Genomic DNA, 16,768 nt, shown 5'->3' with positions numbered 1-16,768 from the left:
CCCTCACCCGATCCCCCAGGAGACACGATGAATCCGGTTCCCGCGTACACCTCCGACGCCGACGTCGGCCACTATGTCGACGGCGCGCCCGTCGCCGGCCGCAGCGGCCGCTTCCAGGACGTCCTCAACCCGGCGCTCGGCCGCGCGGTGCGCCGCGTGGCGCTCGCCGGCAACGACGAAGTCGAGCAGGCCGTCGCGTCCGCCCACGCCGCGTTCCCGGACTGGGCCGCGACGCCGCCGATCCGCCGCGCGCGCGTGCTGCACCGCTTCCTGCAACTGATGAACGAGCACCGCGACACCCTCGCGGCGATCATCACGGCCGAGCACGGCAAGGTGTTCTCCGATGCGCAAGGCGAAGTCGCCCGCGGCATCGACATCATCGAATTCGCGTGCGGCGTGCCGCAACTGCTGAAGGGCGACTTCACCGACCAGGTCAGCACCGGCATCGACAACTGGACGATGCGCCAGCCGCTCGGCGTCGTCGCGGGCATCACGCCGTTCAACTTCCCGTGCATGGTGCCGTGCTGGATGTTCCCGGTCGCGATCGCGACGGGCAACACGTTCGTGCTGAAGCCGAGCGAGCGCGACCCGTCGGCGGCCCTGTTCATCGCCGACCTGCTCACGCAGGCAGGTCTCCCGGCCGGCGTGTTCAACGTCGTGCAGGGCGACAAGGGCGCGGTCGACGCGCTGCTCGACCACCCCGACGTGCAGGCCGTCAGCTTCGTCGGCTCGACGCCGATCGCGGCCTACGTGCAGCAGCGCGCCGTGCAATCCGGCAAGCGCGTGCAGGCGCTCGGCGGCGCGAAGAACCACCTCGTCGTGATGCCCGACGCGAACCTCGAGCAGGCCGTCGATGCACTGATCGGCGCCGCGTACGGCTCGGCCGGCGAACGCTGCATGGCGATCAGCGTCGCGGTGCTGGTGGGCGACATCGCGGACCAGATCGTGCCGCTGGTGGCCGAGCGCGCGCGCAAGCTGGTGATCGGCGACGGCATGTCGCCGGAAGTCGAGATGGGTCCGATCGTCACCGGCGAAGCACTCAAGCGCATCGAAGGCTATATCGAGCAAGGCGTGAACGAAGGCGCGCAACTGGTCGTCGACGGCCGCGGGCTGCGTGTGCCGGGCCGCGAGGCCGGCTTCTTCACCGGCGGCACGCTGTTCGATCACGTGACGCCCGACATGCGCATCTACAAGGAAGAAATCTTCGGGCCCGTGCTCGGCTGCGTGCGCGTGAAGGACTTCGGCGAAGCGGTCGACCTGATCAACGCGCATGAATTCGGTAACGGCGTGTCGTGCTTCACGAGCGACGGCGGCATCGCGCGCGAGTTCGCGCGGCGCATCCAGGTCGGCATGGTGGGCATCAACGTGCCGATTCCGGTGCCGATGGCGTGGCATGGCTTCGGCGGCTGGAAGAAGAGCCTGTTCGGCGACATGCATGCGTACGGCGAGGAAGGCGTGCGCTTCTACACGCGCCAGAAGTCGGTGATGCAGCGCTGGTCGTCGAGCATCGGCAAGGGCGCCGAATTCGCGATGCCGACCGCGAAGTAACCGTCAGACGGCACGCCGCCCGCTGCGCCGTCGCGCGGGCGGTGCGCCGGCAGCACCGGCAGGAAGCGTCAGCCGGCCTGCGTGCCGTGCGCGCCGTCGGCGGTCGGCAGGTACGACAGTTCGAGCCGGTACGCGAGCGCGACGAACAGGCTCTGTGCAAGACCCATCGTGGCCGTCAACGCGCGGAAGCCGAAGGTCGCGCTGTCCTGCACCATCAGCGTCACCTCGGCCTCCCGCGCCAGCGGGCTCATCCGGCTGTCGGTGATCGCGATCAGCCGTGCGCCGCGCTGCACGGCCTGCTGCGCCACCTGCACGGTTTCCTCCGCATACGGCATGAACGAGATGACGATCATCACGTCGCCCTCGCGCACCGAACGGATCTGCCCGAGATGCATGCTGCCGAGCGCGCTGAACAGCCCGATGCGCTTGTCGGTGTGCTGCAGCGCATAGTCGAGATAGACCGCAATCGGAAACGCGCGCCGCGAGCCCGCGATCCAGATCGCCTGCGTCTCGGCGAGCAAGTCGACGGCCTGCGCGAGCGCCTGGGAATCGAGCGTCTGCCGCAGCTGCTGCATCCCGGCGATGCTGCCCTTGATGAATTCGTCGGCGATCTGCTCGGGCTGCAGGCTCGACGAGCCCGCTTCGATCACGTCGCGCAGCCGCAGGTTGTACGCGCGCCCCGGTGCAATCTGCTGCGCGAGCCCCTCGCGGAACAGCTTCTGCATCTCGGAGAAGCCGGAAAAGCCGAAATGCTTCGCGAAGCGCACGACGGCCGACGGCTGGACGCCGCACGCTTCCGCGAGCGACTGGATGCCCTCCAGGCCAAGCTGGTCCCGATGCGTTTCCACGTGGCGCGCAATCACCTTCAGGCGATTGCTGAGACCGTCGTATTCCTGCGTCAGGTGCTGCAGGAACTGCTCGACGGTGGCGGGAGGTTTCTCGGATGAACTCATCGGATAGCGCGAAGTTGACGGCCCCGACGTGCGCGCGATGTTGACGAACGCGGCCCGGGGCTCACCTGGATACATGCATGAAGGGCGAATTTAATCACGTTTGCGGCACGGCCCGCGCCGCGTACTCGCTCCCACGCGCTCGATCATCACTTGCCTACGCTCCACGGCAACACTGGAAGCGATTGTCCAACGCGCTCGCGGCGTCGTAAAGATTAGGGTGTCTACCAACGCCGGCCGACGGCGCAAAGCCTTGCGCGACGGGCGCGCGGCGGCCGGCCCATGCCGCCGGTTCAACGATAGTCGACCCACACGCCGCCCGCATCGGCGGAGCGCACGCAGTTCTCGACCCAGCGCACGCCTTCCACGCCCGCATGGACGTCCGGATAGCGGATGTTCTTCAGTGCCGCGACGTCGCCACGGTCGGCCGCATCCATCGCGAGCGCGAAGCGCGCATACAGATTCGACCAGGCCTCGAACAGCCCTTCCGGATGCCCGGCGCCGATGCGATCCTCGCGCAATGCGTGCGGATGCAGATAACCCATCCCGCGATCGAGCACCTGCGCGGGCTGCCCCTGCACTTCGTAGCGCAGCTGGTTCGGATGCTCGTCCCACCACTCGACGCTCGCCTTCGAGCCGATCACGCGCACCTTCTGGCCGTGCATCGAGCCCGCGTTTACCGCGCTCGACCACACGTAGCCGACCGCACCCGTGTCGTATTCCATGATCGTGAACGCGTTGTCTTCCAGCGGCGCGCGGCTCTTCACGAAGCTCTGCCGCGAACACATCAGGCGCCGGATCTTCAGCTCGGGCGCCATCACCTCGGAGATGTACAGCGGATGCGTGCCGATGTCGCCGAGCACGTAGCTCGGGCCCGCGAACTTCGGGTCGACGCGCCAGCGCGCGGCCGCGCTCGCGGCCTCGACACCCTCGCTGTGGAACCCGTGCGCGAACTGCATCTGCACGATGCGGATCTCGCCGAGATCGCCGCGCGCGATCATCTCGCGCGCCTGCTCGATCATCTGGTGTCCGGAATAACCGTACGCGACGCCGACGATCCGGTTCTTCTCGACCGACAGCCGCTGCAGCGCCTCGGCCTCCTCGGTCGTGAAGCACAGCGGCTTCTCGCAGACCACGTGCAGCCCCGCGTTCAGCGCGGCGCGGCAGATCTCGAAGTGCGTATTGTTCGGCGTCGCGATCGATACCGCGCGAATGCCGTCCGGGCGGCGCGCCTCGGCGTCGAACATCGTCGCGTAGTCGGGATAGCAGCGCTCGGCCGCGACGCCGAGCTTCACGCCGAACTGGCGGCCGCGTTCGGGATCGATGTCGAACGCGCCCGCGACCAGCTGGAAGCTGCCGTCGCGCAGCGCGGCCGACCGGTGGCTGTAGCCGATCTGGCTGCCGAGGCCGCCGCCGACCATGCCCCAGCGAATCGAATGTCCAAGCAGAATCTGTCCGTCAATCATGATGAGGGTGTTCCTGGTCCGTGTTCAGTTCAGAGGGTGCGTGGTGCGGCGGATCACGCGAAGCCGGCCGATGCGAGAAACGCGCGGCTCGCGGCGACGTCGCGCAGGCTCGTGCCGGCATTGCGCGGGTCGCGCTCCTGCTCGATCGTGATGTATCCCGCGTAGCCGATGTCGTCGAGCGCCTGCCGGATCGACCGGTAGTCGAGCACGCCGGTGCCGATCGGGCACATCACGCCGCGCGCGCAGGCGGCGAAGAACGCGATGTGCTCGCCCATCACCGCGTCGTACACGGCCGCGTCGATGTCCTTGAAATGCACGTAGTCGAGGCGCGCCGCGTGGCGGCGCAGCCACGCCTGCGGATCCATGCCCGAGTAGTACAGGTGGCCCGTGTCGAGACAGAGGCCGGCCGTGTCGGCCGGAATGTCGGCGACGATCCGGTCGATCTCGTCCGCGAACTCGATGTAGCCGCCCGCATGCGGATGAATCACCGTGCGCACGCCGTATTCGTCGCGCGCGATCGTCGCGATCTGCCGGATGTGGTCGACCATCGCCGCCCAGCTTTCGTCCGACAGCCGTGGTGCGCGCTCACCGTGGCCCGCCGCGTAGTCGCGTTCGTCGTGGCCCCAGTCCATCACGACGAGGTACGGCGCCGCGTAGCGCTGGCCGTCCTGCGTGGGCAGCTTCGGCAGCCGCGTGATCAGCGCGCAGATCTCGCGCGTCTGGCGCAACAGGTTCGGCAGGTTCTCCGGCGACACCAGATCGTCGAAGATCGTGCCGGCGGTGATGCTCAGGCGCTGCCGCTCGAGCTCCGCGCTCACCACGTCGAGTTCGAGCGGGATGTAGCCGTACGGCCCGAGCTCGATGCCCGAGTAGCCGGCCTCGGCGGCTTCGGCAAGCACCTGCCGCCAGGGCGGCAGGTGCGGATTCTTCACGTCGTCGACACCCCAGCAGCACGGTGCGCAACCCATCTTCATCGTCATGTCGGTCAGTCCGGCAGGTAGGCGGCTGCGGTTCAGCCGCGATAGAACGCAGGGCGTTCGGCCATCGCGATCGGCTCGACCGCCCCGCTCTTTTGCGCACGCACGCAGGCGTCGGCCGCGACCGCCGCCGCGTAGCCGTCCCACGCCGACGGCCCGGTGAGCGCATGCGCGCGCACGCCGTCGATGAACGCCTGCAGCTCGACGTCGTACGACGCGATGAAGCGCTCCTTCCAGTCGGTCATGATCTCGACCGACTGCCGCGCCGCATGCTTGAGCCCCACGGCCGGCGGATCGGGCAGCTTCGCGATGCCCTGCTCGCCCACCACCTCGCACTGGATGTCGTAGCCGTACTGGCAGTTCACGAAGATCTCGACGTCGATGCGCACGCCGCTCGCGGTTTCCAGCAGCACGATCTGCGGATCGGCGAGATGCGCGGACGCATGGCGCGTCTTCCTCGGATAGACGACCTGCGTGCTCACGTAGTCCTCGCCGAGCAGCCAGCGCAGCACGTCGAGCTCGTGGATCAGCGTGTCGGTGATCGCCATGTCGGTCGTGTAGCGCTCGCCGACCGACTGGTTGCGGTGCGCGCAATGCAGCATCAGCGGTGCGCCGATCTCGCCGCTGTCGATCACGCGCTTCAGCGCGCGATAGCCTTCGTCGTACGGCCGCATGAAGCCGACCTGCACGAGCCGCTTGCCGTGCGCGACTTCGGCTTCGACGATCCGCATGCAGCCTTCGGCGGTCACGGCGAGCGGCTTCTCGCAGAACACCGGCTTGCCGTGCGCGATCGCGTCGAGCACGAACGCTTCATGCGTCGGCCCCCACGACGTGACGAGCACGGCCTGCACGTCGGCGGCGGCGACCACCTCGTGGCCGTCGCCGTAGATCTCCGCGTCGAGCCCATACTTCGCCACCGCGTCGCGCGCCTGCCGCGGATCGATGTCGTTGACGGCCACGACGCGCGCGCCGGACAGCGTGCGGGTCAGTCTGCGAATATGGTCCTGGCCGATCGCACCGCAGCCGATCACGCCGATTTGCAAGGTCATCTAACAGTCTCCAGTCGTTCATTGGCGGTGCGGCACGCGCCGCACCGGTCAGTCATCCGTCAGCGCGCGGTACGATCGAAATGACGATCGACGTAGCGCTGGATCGTGTCGCGCATGTAGCGCGACGATGCTTCCGCGCGGTCCTCCCACGCGAACACGCACGACGACATCACGCCGTCGAAGCCTGCCGCGCCGAGCGCGCGAAAGAACACGTCCCAGTCGATCTCGCCCTGCCCGATGTCGAGATGCTGGTGCACGCGGATCTGGTTCGAGCCCGGCGGGTTCACGATGTAGCGCAGCTGGCTGCTCTTGCGATGGTCGAAGGTGTCGGCCACGCGCACGTGCGCGAGGATCGGCGCGGCCTGCGCGATCATCGCGGCCATGTCGTCGCCGTAGTAGAACGTGTGCGGCGCGATGTACGACAGCTTCAGCGACGGCGAGCCGAGGTTCGTGACGATGTCGATCGCCGGCTGCAGCTGCTCGATCCAGTCCTCCGGATGCGGCTCGACCGACAGCACGATGCGTTCGCGCTCGAGGATCGGCAGCAGCTCGTCCATCGACCGGAACCACGCGGCTTCGCACAGCTCCTTCGGGTTCGCCCCCGGCCGTTCGCCGACCGAGCGCTCAGGCGATGCGCCGCGTCCGAACTCCGACACCATCAGCGCGCACTCCATCTCGACCGCCACCTCGATCGCCTGCTTCCAGCAGCGCACCGCCCATTGCCGCTCGTCCTCGAACGGGCTCGCCCAGCGATACATCGGCTGCAGCGACGCAAGGCCGACGCCGCTCGCGCGCATCGCCTGCCGGAACGCGGCCATCCGCTCGCGCGTCGCGCGCGGCATCACCCACCAGTCGAGAAAGTCGCTGCGCGGCGACAGCTCGATCTGGTCGTAGCCGAGCTCGGCCACCGCGTGCGGCAGGCGGTCGAGCGGCAGGTGGCGAATCATGTAGGGGTCCAGCGCGATCTTCATCGAATATCCTCGACGATGGCAGGTAGCGGGTGCCGGACGCAGGCGACGGCACGTGCCGCCCCCGCCCGGCGATGCACGAAGGGTCAGCGGCGCTTCTTCTTGTTGCGGTACTGGTCGGCGATCACGGCCGCGACGATGATCGCGCCCTTGACCATCTCCTGGTAATACGCGTCGATGCGGATGAACGTGAAGCCCGACGTCATCACGCCGAGGATCAGCACGCCGATCACGGTGCCCGTCACGCGGCCGAGGCCGCCCGACAGCGACGTGCCGCCGATCACGACCGCCGCGATCGCATCGAGCTCGTACATCACGCCCATGCCCGACTGGCCGGAGATCGCGCGCGCGGCCGTCACGGTGCCGGCGATCCCGCTCAGCAGACCCGCGATCGCGTAGACGAAGATCAGGTGGCGCGTGACGTTGATGCCCGATACGACCGCCGCATGACGGTTCGCGCCGATCGCATACGTGTACTTGCCGAAGCGCGTATAGCGCAGCACGACGTGGAAGATCGCGGCGATCACGAGAAAGATGATCACCGGGTTGGCACCGGCGCCGATGGCGGCGAACTGATCGGTCAGCATCGACACCGGCATCCCGTTGGTGAACCACTTCGCGAAGCCGCGCGCGGCGACCATCGTGCCGAGCGTCGCGATGAACGGCGGGATGCCCGTCATCGCGATCAGCGAGCCGTTCAGCAGGCCGACCAGCAGCCCGACGCACACGCCGGCGAGCACGGGCCAGATGATCGGCAGGTCGGTCAGGTGCGGAAACACCGCGCGCGGGAAGTCGGACACCTGCGCGAGACTGGCCGACACGACCGCCGCGGCGGCCACGACCGAGCCCGAGGAGAGGTCGATCCCGCTGGTGATGATCACGAGGTTCACGCCGACCGCGATGATGCCGATCACGGCCATCTGCAGCACGATGATCTCGAGCCGCTCGGTGTTGAACAGGAAGCTCTGGCCGACGACGATCCAGCCGACGATCTCGAAGAACAGGCTGATGCCGACGAGCACGAGGAAGATGCTCAGCTCGGGCGGCCACTTCGTGTGCCGCGTCTTGAGGGTCATGGTCTGCGCATCCGCGACCGGGTTCAGGTTGCCCATTGCTTTGTCTCCAATCTTGGTTCGGCTCAGCGCGACGCGAGATCCATGATGCGGACCTGGTCGGCGTCCTTGCGATCGACGATGCCGGTCATGCGCCCTTCGTGCATCACCATCACGCGATCGCTCATTCCCAGCACTTCCGGCATCTCCGACGAGATCATCAGCACCGCGACGCCCTTGCCGGCGAGCGCGCTGACGAGCCGGTGGATCTCGGCCTTCGCGCCGACGTCGATGCCGCGCGTCGGTTCGTCGAGGATCAGGATGCGCGGCTGCGTGAGCAGCCACCGGCCGATCAGCACCTTCTGCTGGTTGCCGCCCGACAGGTTCTGGATCTCCTCGTGCAACCCGGGCGACTTCACGCGCAGCATCCGGCTCATTGCCTCGCAGTCGCGCTTCAGCTGCGCCTGCCGCACGAAATTGAACTTCACGTAGCGGTGGCTGAGCACCGCCGCTTCCATGTTCGCGAGCAGGTCGAGATTCAGGAAGCAGCCGGTGTCCTTGCGGTCTTCGGTGAGGAAGGCCATCCCGTGCTTCATCGCCTGCGCGGGCGTCGTGATGCGCACCGGCTTGCCGTCGATGCGGATCTCGCCCGCCGTGGCCGGCACGACGCCGAACAGCGCCTCCGCGACGTTCGAGCGCCCCGAGCCGACGAGGCCGGCCACGCCGAGGATCTCGCCCGCGCGCAGCTCGAAGCTCACGTCGCGGAACACGCCGTCGACGCCGAGGTTCCGCACCGACAGCACGACGTCGCCGATCGGCACCTCTTCCTTCGGGAACATCTGCGTGATCTCTCGCCCAACCATCATGCGGATGATGTCGTCGCGCGTGACGTCGCTCGATGCATGCGTGCCGATGTACTTGCCGTCGCGGAACACCGAGAACTCGTCGGCGATCTCGAACAGCTCGTTCATCTTGTGCGTGATGTAGACGATGCCCTTGCCCTGCTCGCGCAGCTGGCGAATGATCCGGAACAGGTGCGTGACTTCCTTGTCGGTCAGCGCGGAAGTCGGCTCGTCCATGATCAGCACGTCGGAGTCGAACGACACGGCCTTCGCGATCTCGACCATCTGGCGGCTCGCGACCGTCAGCGTGCGCACGTCGGTTTCCGGGTCGATGTCGATCGACAGCCGCTCGAACAGCTCGGCCGTCTGGCGGCGCAACGCCGCGTGATCGATCAGGCCGAAGCGGTTCTTCGGTTCGCGGCGGATCCAGATGTTCTCCGCGACCGTCATGTACGGCATCAGGTTGAGTTCCTGGTGAATCATCGCGATGCCGCGGTCGAGCGCATCGAGCGGGCCGTTCAGCACGACCGGCTCGCCGTTGATCAGGATCTCGCCCTGGTCGGGCGTGTAGACGCCGGCAATGATCTTCATCAGCGTCGACTTGCCCGCGCCGTTCTCGCCCATCAGTGCGTGGACGGTGCCGCGCCGCACGCGGAACTGCACGCCGTCGAGCGCGACGACGCCCGGAAAGGACTTGCCGACACCGCGCACCTCGAGCACGCAGTCGGCCGCGGAAGAAGCCGGCGGGGCCGACGCGCCGGTCGAGCCGGCCGAAGCGGCCCGCGCATCGTCGCCGGCCATTGGGCGTGCGACTCTGGCTGTAAACATGGACGTTCCTCGACAAGTCGTGCGCGAACCCGGTCGTGCCGGGCCCGCGCCATTCAACGGATCACCGGTCAGTGCTTCGCGTACTGGTTCATGTTCTCGGGCGTCACGAGCTCGAACGGCACGTTCACGTAGCGGTCGACGGGCTGTTTCTTCGCGAGCTTGAGCGCGGCCGCGACGGCCTGCTGCCCCTGCCCGGATGCATTCTGGTACACCGACACCTTCAGCTCGCCGCTCTTCATCGACGCGAGGCCGTCCGGCGTCGCGTCGATGCCGGCGACGATCGTCTTCGGCGTCAGCTTGCGCGCGGCCTTCAGCGCGTTGATCGCGCCGATCGCCATCTCGTCGTTGTTGGAGATGATCGCGTCGAACTTCGTGCCGGAGCTGAGCCAGTTCATCGTGATGTCCTGGCCCTGCGTACGGCTCCACTTGCCTTCGCGCTTGTCGACGATCTTCATGCCCGCGCAATCCTTCGTCGCGATCACGTCCTCGATGTCCTTGGTGCGGGCACGCGCCGACTCGTTGGACAGCTCGCCCATCAGCACGAGAAGGTCGCCCTTGCCGCCGAGCAGCTTGCACACCTGGCGCGCCTGCAGCGTGCCCGACTGCTTCTCGTCGGACGCGACCACCGCGACGCCCGCCGGCAGCTTGTCGAAATCGACCGGCTTGCGGTTCACGTACACGAGCGGGATCTTCGCGGCCGTCACCATCTTGGTGATCTTCGGCGTCGCGTCGGTATCGACCGCGTTCACGATGATCGCGTCGACCTTCTGCGCGATCATGTTCTGGACCTGGCTCAACTGCTTGCCGACGTCGTTGCCGCCGTCCTCGATCTGCACCGTCGCGCCGTCCTTCTTCGCCGAATCGGCGATGCTGTTGCGCAGGATGGTCAGGAACGTGTCGTCGAACGACGCCATCGTCACGCCGATCTTCTCGGCATGCGCGAGCGGCGCAGCCAGGATCGCGGCGGCCGCGACGGCCATCAGCTTGGTCTTCATGATCAATCTGTCTCCTCATCTCCGGGGGGCGGAAGACGGCGCGTTGCGCGCCGCCGGGCCGAGTCCGATCGAATCCGATACGGACTGAAGCATCCGGATGAAACTGTAGATCACTTCCTCGAAAATTTGGAAATTTATTTCTACGTGATTTCACCTAGGGAACTGGATTTCCAAAAAGTCTAGACTCCGTTCCGTAGCCCGATTCCTTGCGGCAGGCAGTCCCGCGTCGTGCCCCACACGGTGCGAATCGTCGCCCGAGGTTCGGTCCCCTAATCCGCCGGCATCGCCGACCGCCGGCCGCGAGCGTGACACGTGATATGAGCCTGCTGACCTTTCCGAGTGACCGCCCCATCGATCTCGCCTGCCTCGGCCGCGTGGCCGTGGATCTCTATGCGCAGCAGTACGGCAGCCGCCTGGAAGATGCGCGCAGTTTCCAGATGTATCTCGGCGGCTCGTCCGGCAACGTCGCGTTCGGCGTGGCCCGGCTCGGGCTGAAGACCGCGATGATCTCGCGCGTCGGCGACGAGCAGATGGGCCGCTTCCTGCGCGAGACGCTCGAGCGCGAAGGCTGCGACACGAGCCAGCTGCAGACCGACCGCGAGCGCCTCACCGCGCTGGTGCTGCTCGGGCTGAAGGACCGCGACACGTTCCCGCTGCTGTTCGTGCGCGAGAACTGCGCGGACATGGCCGTGCGCGCCGACGAGATCAGCGAGGACTTCATCGCCGGCTGCCGCGCGCTCGCGATCACCGGCACGCACCTGTCGACGCCGGGCACGCGCGAGGCGTCGCTGACCGCGCTCGGCTATGCGCGCCGCCATGGCGTCGTGCGGATTCTCGACATCGACTACCGGCCGGTGCTGTGGGGGCTAACTTCACGCGGCGCGGGCGAAAACCGCTACGTGCCGGACGCGCAGGTGACGCGGCAGTTGCAGCAGGTGCTCGGCGAATTCGACCTGCTGGTCGGCACCGAAGAGGAATTCCTGATCGCCGGCGGCGTGCCGCACGACGTGATCGGCTCGTTGCAGGCGGTGCGCAAGATCACGAACGCGACGCTGGTCGTCAAGCGCGGCGCGCTCGGCTGCTGCGTGATCGAGGGCGACATTCCCGAGCGCATCGACGATGCGCCGACCTATCTCGGTGAGCGCGTCGAGGTGCTCAACGTACTCGGCGCGGGCGACGCGTTCCTGTCGGGCCTGCTGTCGGGGCTGCTGCGCGGGCGCGACTGGGCCGAGTCGACGCGCATCGCGAACGCGTGCGGCGCGATCGTCGTGTCGCGCCATGCATGCTCCGCCGCGATGCCGACGCCGGCCGAGCTGGCACACTGGTTCGACGGCAGCCGCAATCCGGTGGTCGACGCCGACCACACGCTCGCGCATCTGCATCGCGTGACGGTGCCGCGCCGCGAATGGGACGACCTGTGCGTGATGGCGTTCGACCATCGCAGCCAGTTCTATGAACTCGCGGTGCAGGCCGGCGCGGACGAATCCCGGATCAAGACCTTGAAGCGCCTGCTCGTGCGCGCGGTCGAACAGGTCGAGCGCGATCGCCAGATCGAAGGCCATGTGGGCGTGCTGATCGACGGCGGCGGCTACGGCAGCGACGCGCTGGCGTCGGCGACCGGACGCGGCTGGTGGGTCGGCCGCCCGGTCGAGCTGCCGGGCTCGCGGCCGCTGCGTTTCGACGAAACGCGCTCGGTCGGCTCGTCGCTCACGCACTGGCCGACCGAACAGGTCGTGAAATGCCTCGTGCACTATCACCCGGACGATTCGGTCGACCTGCGCGTCGAACAGGAGCAGCGCGTGCTGGAACTCTGGGAAGCCACGCGCGCCAGCGGCAACGAACTGCTGCTGGAAATGATTCCGCCGCGCGCGGTCACGCCGGCCGGCACCGAGGACGACGCGGTGCTGCGCACGATCGCGCGCTTCTACAACCTCGGCGTGAAGCCCGAATGGTGGAAGCTCACGCCGCTCACCGCCGACGGCTGGACGCGGCTCGCCGCACTGATCGCCGAGCGCGACCCGCACTGCCGGGGCGCGGTGATCCTCGGGCTGAACCAGCCGCTGCAATACTTGGTCGACAGCTTCCGCTCGGCGACCAACCCGGTCGTCAAGGGCTTCATGGTCGGGCGCACGCTGTGGGCGGATGCGTCGCTGAACTGGTTCGCCGGCCGGATCGACGACCAGGCGCTGATCGACGAAGTCGCCGGCAACTTCGCGCAACTGGTCGACGCGTGGCTCGGCCGCCGTGCCGCGGCCGCCCGCGCCGCCGCGGCCTGACGCGACGCCTGCGATGACCCTTTCCTCTTCACCGACCGACATGACCTCTACCGTGAGACTGACCGTCAGCCAGGCGCTCGTGCGCTACCTGGCCGCCCTGCGCGCCGAAGTCGTCCAGCCCGACGGCCGCACCGAGATCCTGCCGTACTGCGGCGGCGTGTTCGCGATCTTCGGCCACGGCAACGTGGCCGGGCTCGGCGAGGCGCTACACGCGGAAAAGGACCGCCTGCCGACCTTCCGCGCGCACAACGAGCAAGGGATGGCCAATGCGGCCATCGCATTCGCGAAGGCGAACTTCCGCCAGCGGATGATGGCCGCGACGTCGAGCATCGGCCCCGGCGCGACCAACATGCTGACGTCGGCCGCGCTCGCGCACGTCGGCCGGCTGCCGCTGTTGCTGCTGCCCGGCGACGTGTTCGTGTCGCGGCTGCCCGACCCCGTGCTGCAGCAGGTCGAGGATTTCGAACAGGGCGACGTCAGCGCGAACGACTGCTTCCGGCCAGTGACGCGCTACTTCGACCGGATCACGTCGCCCGAGCAACTGCTCGTCGCGCTGCCGCGCGCGATCCAGGTGATGACCGACCCCGCGCAGTGCGGCCCCGTGTGCCTCGCGTTGCCGCAGGACGTGCAGACCTTCGCATACGACTGGCCCGAGGATTTCTTCGCGCCGCCGGTGATCCGGATGCGCCGGCCGCCGGCCGACGCGCTCGAACTCGCCGATGCGCTCGACGTGCTGAAGGCCGCGAAGAAGCCGCTGATCGTCGCGGGCGGCGGCGTGCTGTACAGCCAGGCGTGGGATGCGCTGCGCGCGTTCGCCGATACGCATGGCGTGCCGGTCGCCGAATCGCAGGCCGGCAAGGGCAGCCTCGCGTGGGACCATCCGCTGAATCTCGGGTCGATCGGCGTGACGGGCTCGCCAGCCGCGAATCGCGCGGCCGCGCAGGCCGACGTGGTGTTCGCGGTCGGCACGCGGCTGCAGGACTTCACGACCGGCTCGCATGCGCTCTACGGCCATGCGACGCTCTTGAGCCTGAACGTGCAGCCGTTCGACGCAGGCAAGAAACGCGGCCGTCAACTGGTGGCCGATGCGCGCACGGGCCTCGGCCAGCTGTCGGCCGCGCTGGCCGGCTGGCAAGCCGATCCGGCGTGGACCGCCAGCAACCGCGACCAGGCCGCCGCGTGGAACGCGCGCGTGACCGAGCTCACGACCCGCATTCCGAAGGACGCGCTGCCGTACGACGCGGAAGTGATCGGCGCGGTGCGCGACTCCGCAGCGGACGCGGGCCGCGACAGCGCGCGCGACGACCTCGTCGTGTGCGCGGCCGGCACGCTGCCGGCCGAGCTGCACAAGCTGTGGCGCAGCGGCGTGCCGGGCAACTACCACATGGACTACGCGTACTCGTGCATGGGCTACGAGGTCGCGGGCGGCCTCGGCGCGAAGCTCGCGCGGCCCGAACGCGAAGTGATCGTGATCGTCGGCGACGGCTCGTACATGATGCTCAACGCGGAACTCGCGACGTCGGTGATGCTCGGCCGCAAGCTCATCGTCGTGATCCTCGACAACCGCGGCTACGGCTGCATCGAGCGGCTGCAACTGAATTGCGGCGGCGCGAGCTTCAACAACATGCTCGACGACTGCGTGCCGGAAGGCGGCGAGCGCTCGACGATCGACTTCGCGATGCATGCGCGCGCGATGGGCGCCGAAGCCGTGCACGTGCGCGACATCGGCGAGCTGCGCAGCGAGATGAAACGCGCCCGCGCGGCGACGAAGAGCCAGGTGCTCGTGATCGACACCACGCACCGCCGCACGACCGACGACGGCGGCGCATGGTGGGAAGTCGCGGTGCCGCAAGTATCCGAACGCGCCGGCGTCGATGCAGCGCACCGCGCGTATCTCGATGCGAAGACCCGGCAGCGGCGCTGATGGCACGCACGACCCACGATCCCTCCCCGCGAAAAACACATTCGAACCAAGGAAGCACGTCATGAGCTGGAACGTCCGCATCGGTATCAATCCCCTGTCGTGGATGAACGACGACCTGCCGTCGCTCGGCGGCGAGACGCCGCTCGAAACGGCACTGAAGGAAGGCGCCGAAATCGGCTATGCGGGCTTCGAGCTCGGCAACAAGTTTCCGAAGACCGGCCCCGAGCTGAAGGCGAAGCTCGCCGAGTTCGGGCTCGTGTGCGTGTCGGGCTGGTATTCGGGCTTCCTCGCCGAGGTCGAGCCGGGCATGAGCGACGCCGACGCGGTCGCCGCCGAGATCGAGCGCTGCCGCGCGCACCTGACGAAGCTGCAGGTCAACGACGTGAAAGTGGTGGTCTACGGCGAATGCGCGGGCACAATCCAGGGCAACATCGACACGCCGGTCGCGAAGCGCCCGCGCTTCGTCGACGACGCAGCCTGGCGACGCTACGCGGCGCGCCTCGACGCGTTCGGCGCGCACCTGCTCGACACGTACGGCATCAAGCTTGCGTACCATCATCACATGGGCGCGTACGTCGAGTCGCCCGACGACGTCGACCGGCTGATGGCGCTCACCGACCCGTCGAAAGTGTTCCTGCTGTTCGACACCGGCCACGCGTATTTCGGCGGCGCGGCCGACCCGGTCACGCTGCTGAAGAAGCATGTGTCGCGCGTGGTTCACGTCCATTGCAAGGACGTGCGGCCGCAGGTCGTCACGCAGGCGCGCAACGACGGCTGGAGCTTCCTGAACGGCGTGATCAACGGCACCTTCACCGTGCCGGGCGACGGCGCGCTCGACTACGAGGCGACGCTCCGTACGCTGAAGGACGCCGGCTACGAAGGCTGGCTCGTCGTCGAGGCCGAGCAGGATCCGGCTGTCGCGCCGAGCTATGCGTATGCGAAGAAGGGATACGAATCGCTGCGCGCGATCGTCGACCGGTTGAGCGCGTGAACGTATGAACGCGTGAACGCATGAGCCCTACCCTGTTGCGGAGCCCCACCCCATGACGATTTCTCCCCTGCTGATCAAGGCCGCGGCCGACCGCGAGATCTGCAACGTCACGCCCGAATCGGCCGGCTGGAAGCACGTCGGCTTCCGTGCGCTGCGCCTGAAGGCCGGCGACACCGAAACGCTCGACACAGGCGCGCGCGAGCTGTGCGTCGTCGTGCTCACCGGCACGGTGCGTGCGGAGGTCGACGGTGCCACCTACGACGCGCTCGGCAAGCGCGACAGCGTGTTCGAGGACATGTCGCCGGACGCGCTGTACGTGCCGGGCGGCAAGACGGTCAAGCTGGTCGCGACGCGCGATGCGGAAGTCGCGCTGTGCAGCGCGCCGTACGCGAGCGGCGACAAGCCCGTGCAACGCCTCGACGGCGAGCGGATGCGCCGCTCGGTACGCGGGCAAGGCACCAACACGCGCTACGTGTGCGACATCCTGATGGGTGACAACCCGGCGGCCGACCGGCTGCTCGTGGTCGAGGTCGTCACGCCGGCCAGCCATTCGAGCAGCTATCCGCCGCACAAGCACGACCGCGACGCGGCACCGGAAGAAACGTCGCTCGAGGAAACCTACTACCACCGGATCGATCCGCCGCAAGGCTTCGCGTTCCAGCGCGTGTACACGGACGACCGCAGCCTCGACGAAGCGTGCGCGGTCGAGGACCACGACGTCGTGATGGTGCCGCGCGGCTACCACCCGGTAGTCGCGCCGCACGGCTACAACCTGTACTACCTGAACGTGATGGCCGGGCCGAGCCGCGCGTGGGCGTTCAAGAACGATCCCGCGCACGAGTGGATGCTCGACGCCCCGAAGCGCTGATGGAAAGACGGGCCCGCGCGCGGCCCGCGACGAT

At 67.9% G+C, this 16,768-nt stretch carries 13 protein-coding genes; 5 read left to right on the top strand and 8 right to left on the bottom strand.

Annotated elements, in window-relative coordinates:
• Nucleotides 1–27: 27 nt before the first annotated feature.
• Nucleotides 28–1,548, top strand: coding sequence for a CoA-acylating methylmalonate-semialdehyde dehydrogenase (locus CFB43_RS07890; RefSeq protein ID WP_089494680.1), 1,521 nt, complete (start codon nt 28–30; stop codon nt 1,546–1,548).
• Between the two features lie 68 nt (nt 1,549–1,616).
• On the opposite strand, the gene CFB43_RS07885 is transcribed toward CFB43_RS07890, so the two are convergent.
• From CFB43_RS07885 to CFB43_RS07850, 8 genes are all read right to left on the bottom strand, one after another.
• A complete protein-coding gene (locus CFB43_RS07885; RefSeq protein ID WP_089495281.1) occupies nt 1,617–2,501 on the bottom strand; it encodes a MurR/RpiR family transcriptional regulator in 885 nt (294 codons plus the stop codon).
• Between the two features lie 290 nt (nt 2,502–2,791).
• Entirely contained in the window at nt 2,792–3,964 is a 1,173-nt protein-coding gene (locus CFB43_RS07880) for a Gfo/Idh/MocA family protein (RefSeq protein ID WP_089494679.1), read from the bottom strand.
• Nucleotides 3,965–4,017: 53 nt separating this feature from the next.
• Nucleotides 4,018–4,944, bottom strand: coding sequence for a TIM barrel protein (locus CFB43_RS07875; protein WP_089494678.1), 927 nt, complete (start codon nt 4,942–4,944; stop codon nt 4,018–4,020).
• A 32-nt stretch (nt 4,945–4,976) separates the two neighbouring features.
• Complete coding sequence (locus tag CFB43_RS07870) at nt 4,977–5,990, bottom strand: Gfo/Idh/MocA family protein (protein ID WP_089494677.1); 1,014 nt, start codon at nt 5,988–5,990, stop codon at nt 4,977–4,979.
• Between the two features lie 59 nt (nt 5,991–6,049).
• Nucleotides 6,050–6,961 carry a sugar phosphate isomerase/epimerase family protein gene (locus tag CFB43_RS07865; RefSeq protein ID WP_089494676.1) on the bottom strand — a complete coding sequence of 304 codons (912 nt, stop codon included), beginning with the start codon at nt 6,959–6,961 and terminating at the stop codon, nt 6,050–6,052.
• 83 nt (nt 6,962–7,044) lie between these two features.
• Nucleotides 7,045–8,070, bottom strand: a complete 1,026-nt coding sequence (locus CFB43_RS07860) for an ABC transporter permease (RefSeq protein ID WP_089425167.1) — start codon at nt 8,068–8,070, stop codon at nt 7,045–7,047.
• A gap of 26 nt (nt 8,071–8,096) precedes the next feature.
• Nucleotides 8,097–9,680 carry a sugar ABC transporter ATP-binding protein gene (locus tag CFB43_RS07855; RefSeq protein ID WP_089494675.1) on the bottom strand — a complete coding sequence of 528 codons (1,584 nt, stop codon included), beginning with the start codon at nt 9,678–9,680 and terminating at the stop codon, nt 8,097–8,099.
• Nucleotides 9,681–9,748: 68 nt separating this feature from the next.
• Complete coding sequence (locus tag CFB43_RS07850) at nt 9,749–10,675, bottom strand: sugar ABC transporter substrate-binding protein (RefSeq protein WP_089495280.1); 927 nt, start codon at nt 10,673–10,675, stop codon at nt 9,749–9,751.
• A gap of 317 nt (nt 10,676–10,992) precedes the next feature.
• Between CFB43_RS07850 and CFB43_RS07845 the strand changes: the two genes are divergently transcribed.
• From CFB43_RS07845 to iolB, 4 genes are all read left to right on the top strand, one after another.
• The gene (locus CFB43_RS07845) at nt 10,993–12,951 is read left to right on the top strand and encodes a bifunctional 5-dehydro-2-deoxygluconokinase/5-dehydro-2-deoxyphosphogluconate aldolase (RefSeq protein WP_089494674.1); all 1,959 of its coding nucleotides are present in this window, start codon (nt 10,993–10,995) and stop codon (nt 12,949–12,951) included.
• Nucleotides 12,952–12,991: 40 nt separating this feature from the next.
• Entirely contained in the window at nt 12,992–14,875 is a 1,884-nt protein-coding gene (gene iolD / locus CFB43_RS07840; RefSeq protein ID WP_089494673.1) for a 3D-(3,5/4)-trihydroxycyclohexane-1,2-dione acylhydrolase (decyclizing), read from the top strand.
• 61 nt (nt 14,876–14,936) lie between these two features.
• Complete coding sequence (gene iolE, locus CFB43_RS07835; RefSeq protein ID WP_089494672.1) at nt 14,937–15,866, top strand: myo-inosose-2 dehydratase; 930 nt, start codon at nt 14,937–14,939, stop codon at nt 15,864–15,866.
• A gap of 52 nt (nt 15,867–15,918) precedes the next feature.
• A complete protein-coding gene (iolB, locus tag CFB43_RS07830) occupies nt 15,919–16,734 on the top strand; it encodes a 5-deoxy-glucuronate isomerase (RefSeq protein WP_089494671.1) in 816 nt (271 codons plus the stop codon).
• Nucleotides 16,735–16,768: the final 34 nt, after the last annotated feature.

This window comes from Burkholderia sp. AU15512, from assembly GCF_002223325.1.
Classification (GTDB): Bacteria; Pseudomonadota; Gammaproteobacteria; order Burkholderiales; family Burkholderiaceae; genus Burkholderia.
Note: the sequence above shows the minus strand (reverse complement) of the source record. Positions and strands in the feature narration are given on the sequence as shown.

Bases quoted from the DNA above. Each gene is read 5' to 3' on its own strand.
- CFB43_RS07845 (WP_089494674.1), top strand. From the start codon at position 10,993: ATGAGCCTGCTGACCTTTCCGAGTGACCGCCCCATCGATCTCGCCTGC.
- iolD (WP_089494673.1), top strand. From the start codon at position 12,992: ATGACCTCTACCGTGAGACTGACCGTCAGCCAGGCGCTCGTGCGCTAC.
- CFB43_RS07885 (WP_089495281.1), bottom strand. From the start codon at position 2,501: ATGAGTTCATCCGAGAAACCTCCCGCCACCGTCGAGCAGTTCCTGCAG.
- CFB43_RS07855 (WP_089494675.1), bottom strand. From the start codon at position 9,680: ATGTTTACAGCCAGAGTCGCACGCCCAATGGCCGGCGACGATGCGCGG.
- iolB (WP_089494671.1), top strand. From the start codon at position 15,919: ATGACGATTTCTCCCCTGCTGATCAAGGCCGCGGCCGACCGCGAGATC.
- CFB43_RS07875 (WP_089494678.1), bottom strand. From the start codon at position 4,944: ATGACGATGAAGATGGGTTGCGCACCGTGCTGCTGGGGTGTCGACGAC.
- iolE (WP_089494672.1), top strand. From the start codon at position 14,937: ATGAGCTGGAACGTCCGCATCGGTATCAATCCCCTGTCGTGGATGAAC.
- CFB43_RS07890 (WP_089494680.1), top strand. From the start codon at position 28: ATGAATCCGGTTCCCGCGTACACCTCCGACGCCGACGTCGGCCACTAT.
- CFB43_RS07870 (WP_089494677.1), bottom strand. From the start codon at position 5,990: ATGACCTTGCAAATCGGCGTGATCGGCTGCGGTGCGATCGGCCAGGAC.
- CFB43_RS07860 (WP_089425167.1), bottom strand. From the start codon at position 8,070: ATGGGCAACCTGAACCCGGTCGCGGATGCGCAGACCATGACCCTCAAG.
- CFB43_RS07880 (WP_089494679.1), bottom strand. From the start codon at position 3,964: ATGATTGACGGACAGATTCTGCTTGGACATTCGATTCGCTGGGGCATG.
- CFB43_RS07865 (WP_089494676.1), bottom strand. From the start codon at position 6,961: ATGAAGATCGCGCTGGACCCCTACATGATTCGCCACCTGCCGCTCGAC.
- CFB43_RS07850 (WP_089495280.1), bottom strand. From the start codon at position 10,675: ATGAAGACCAAGCTGATGGCCGTCGCGGCCGCCGCGATCCTGGCTGCG.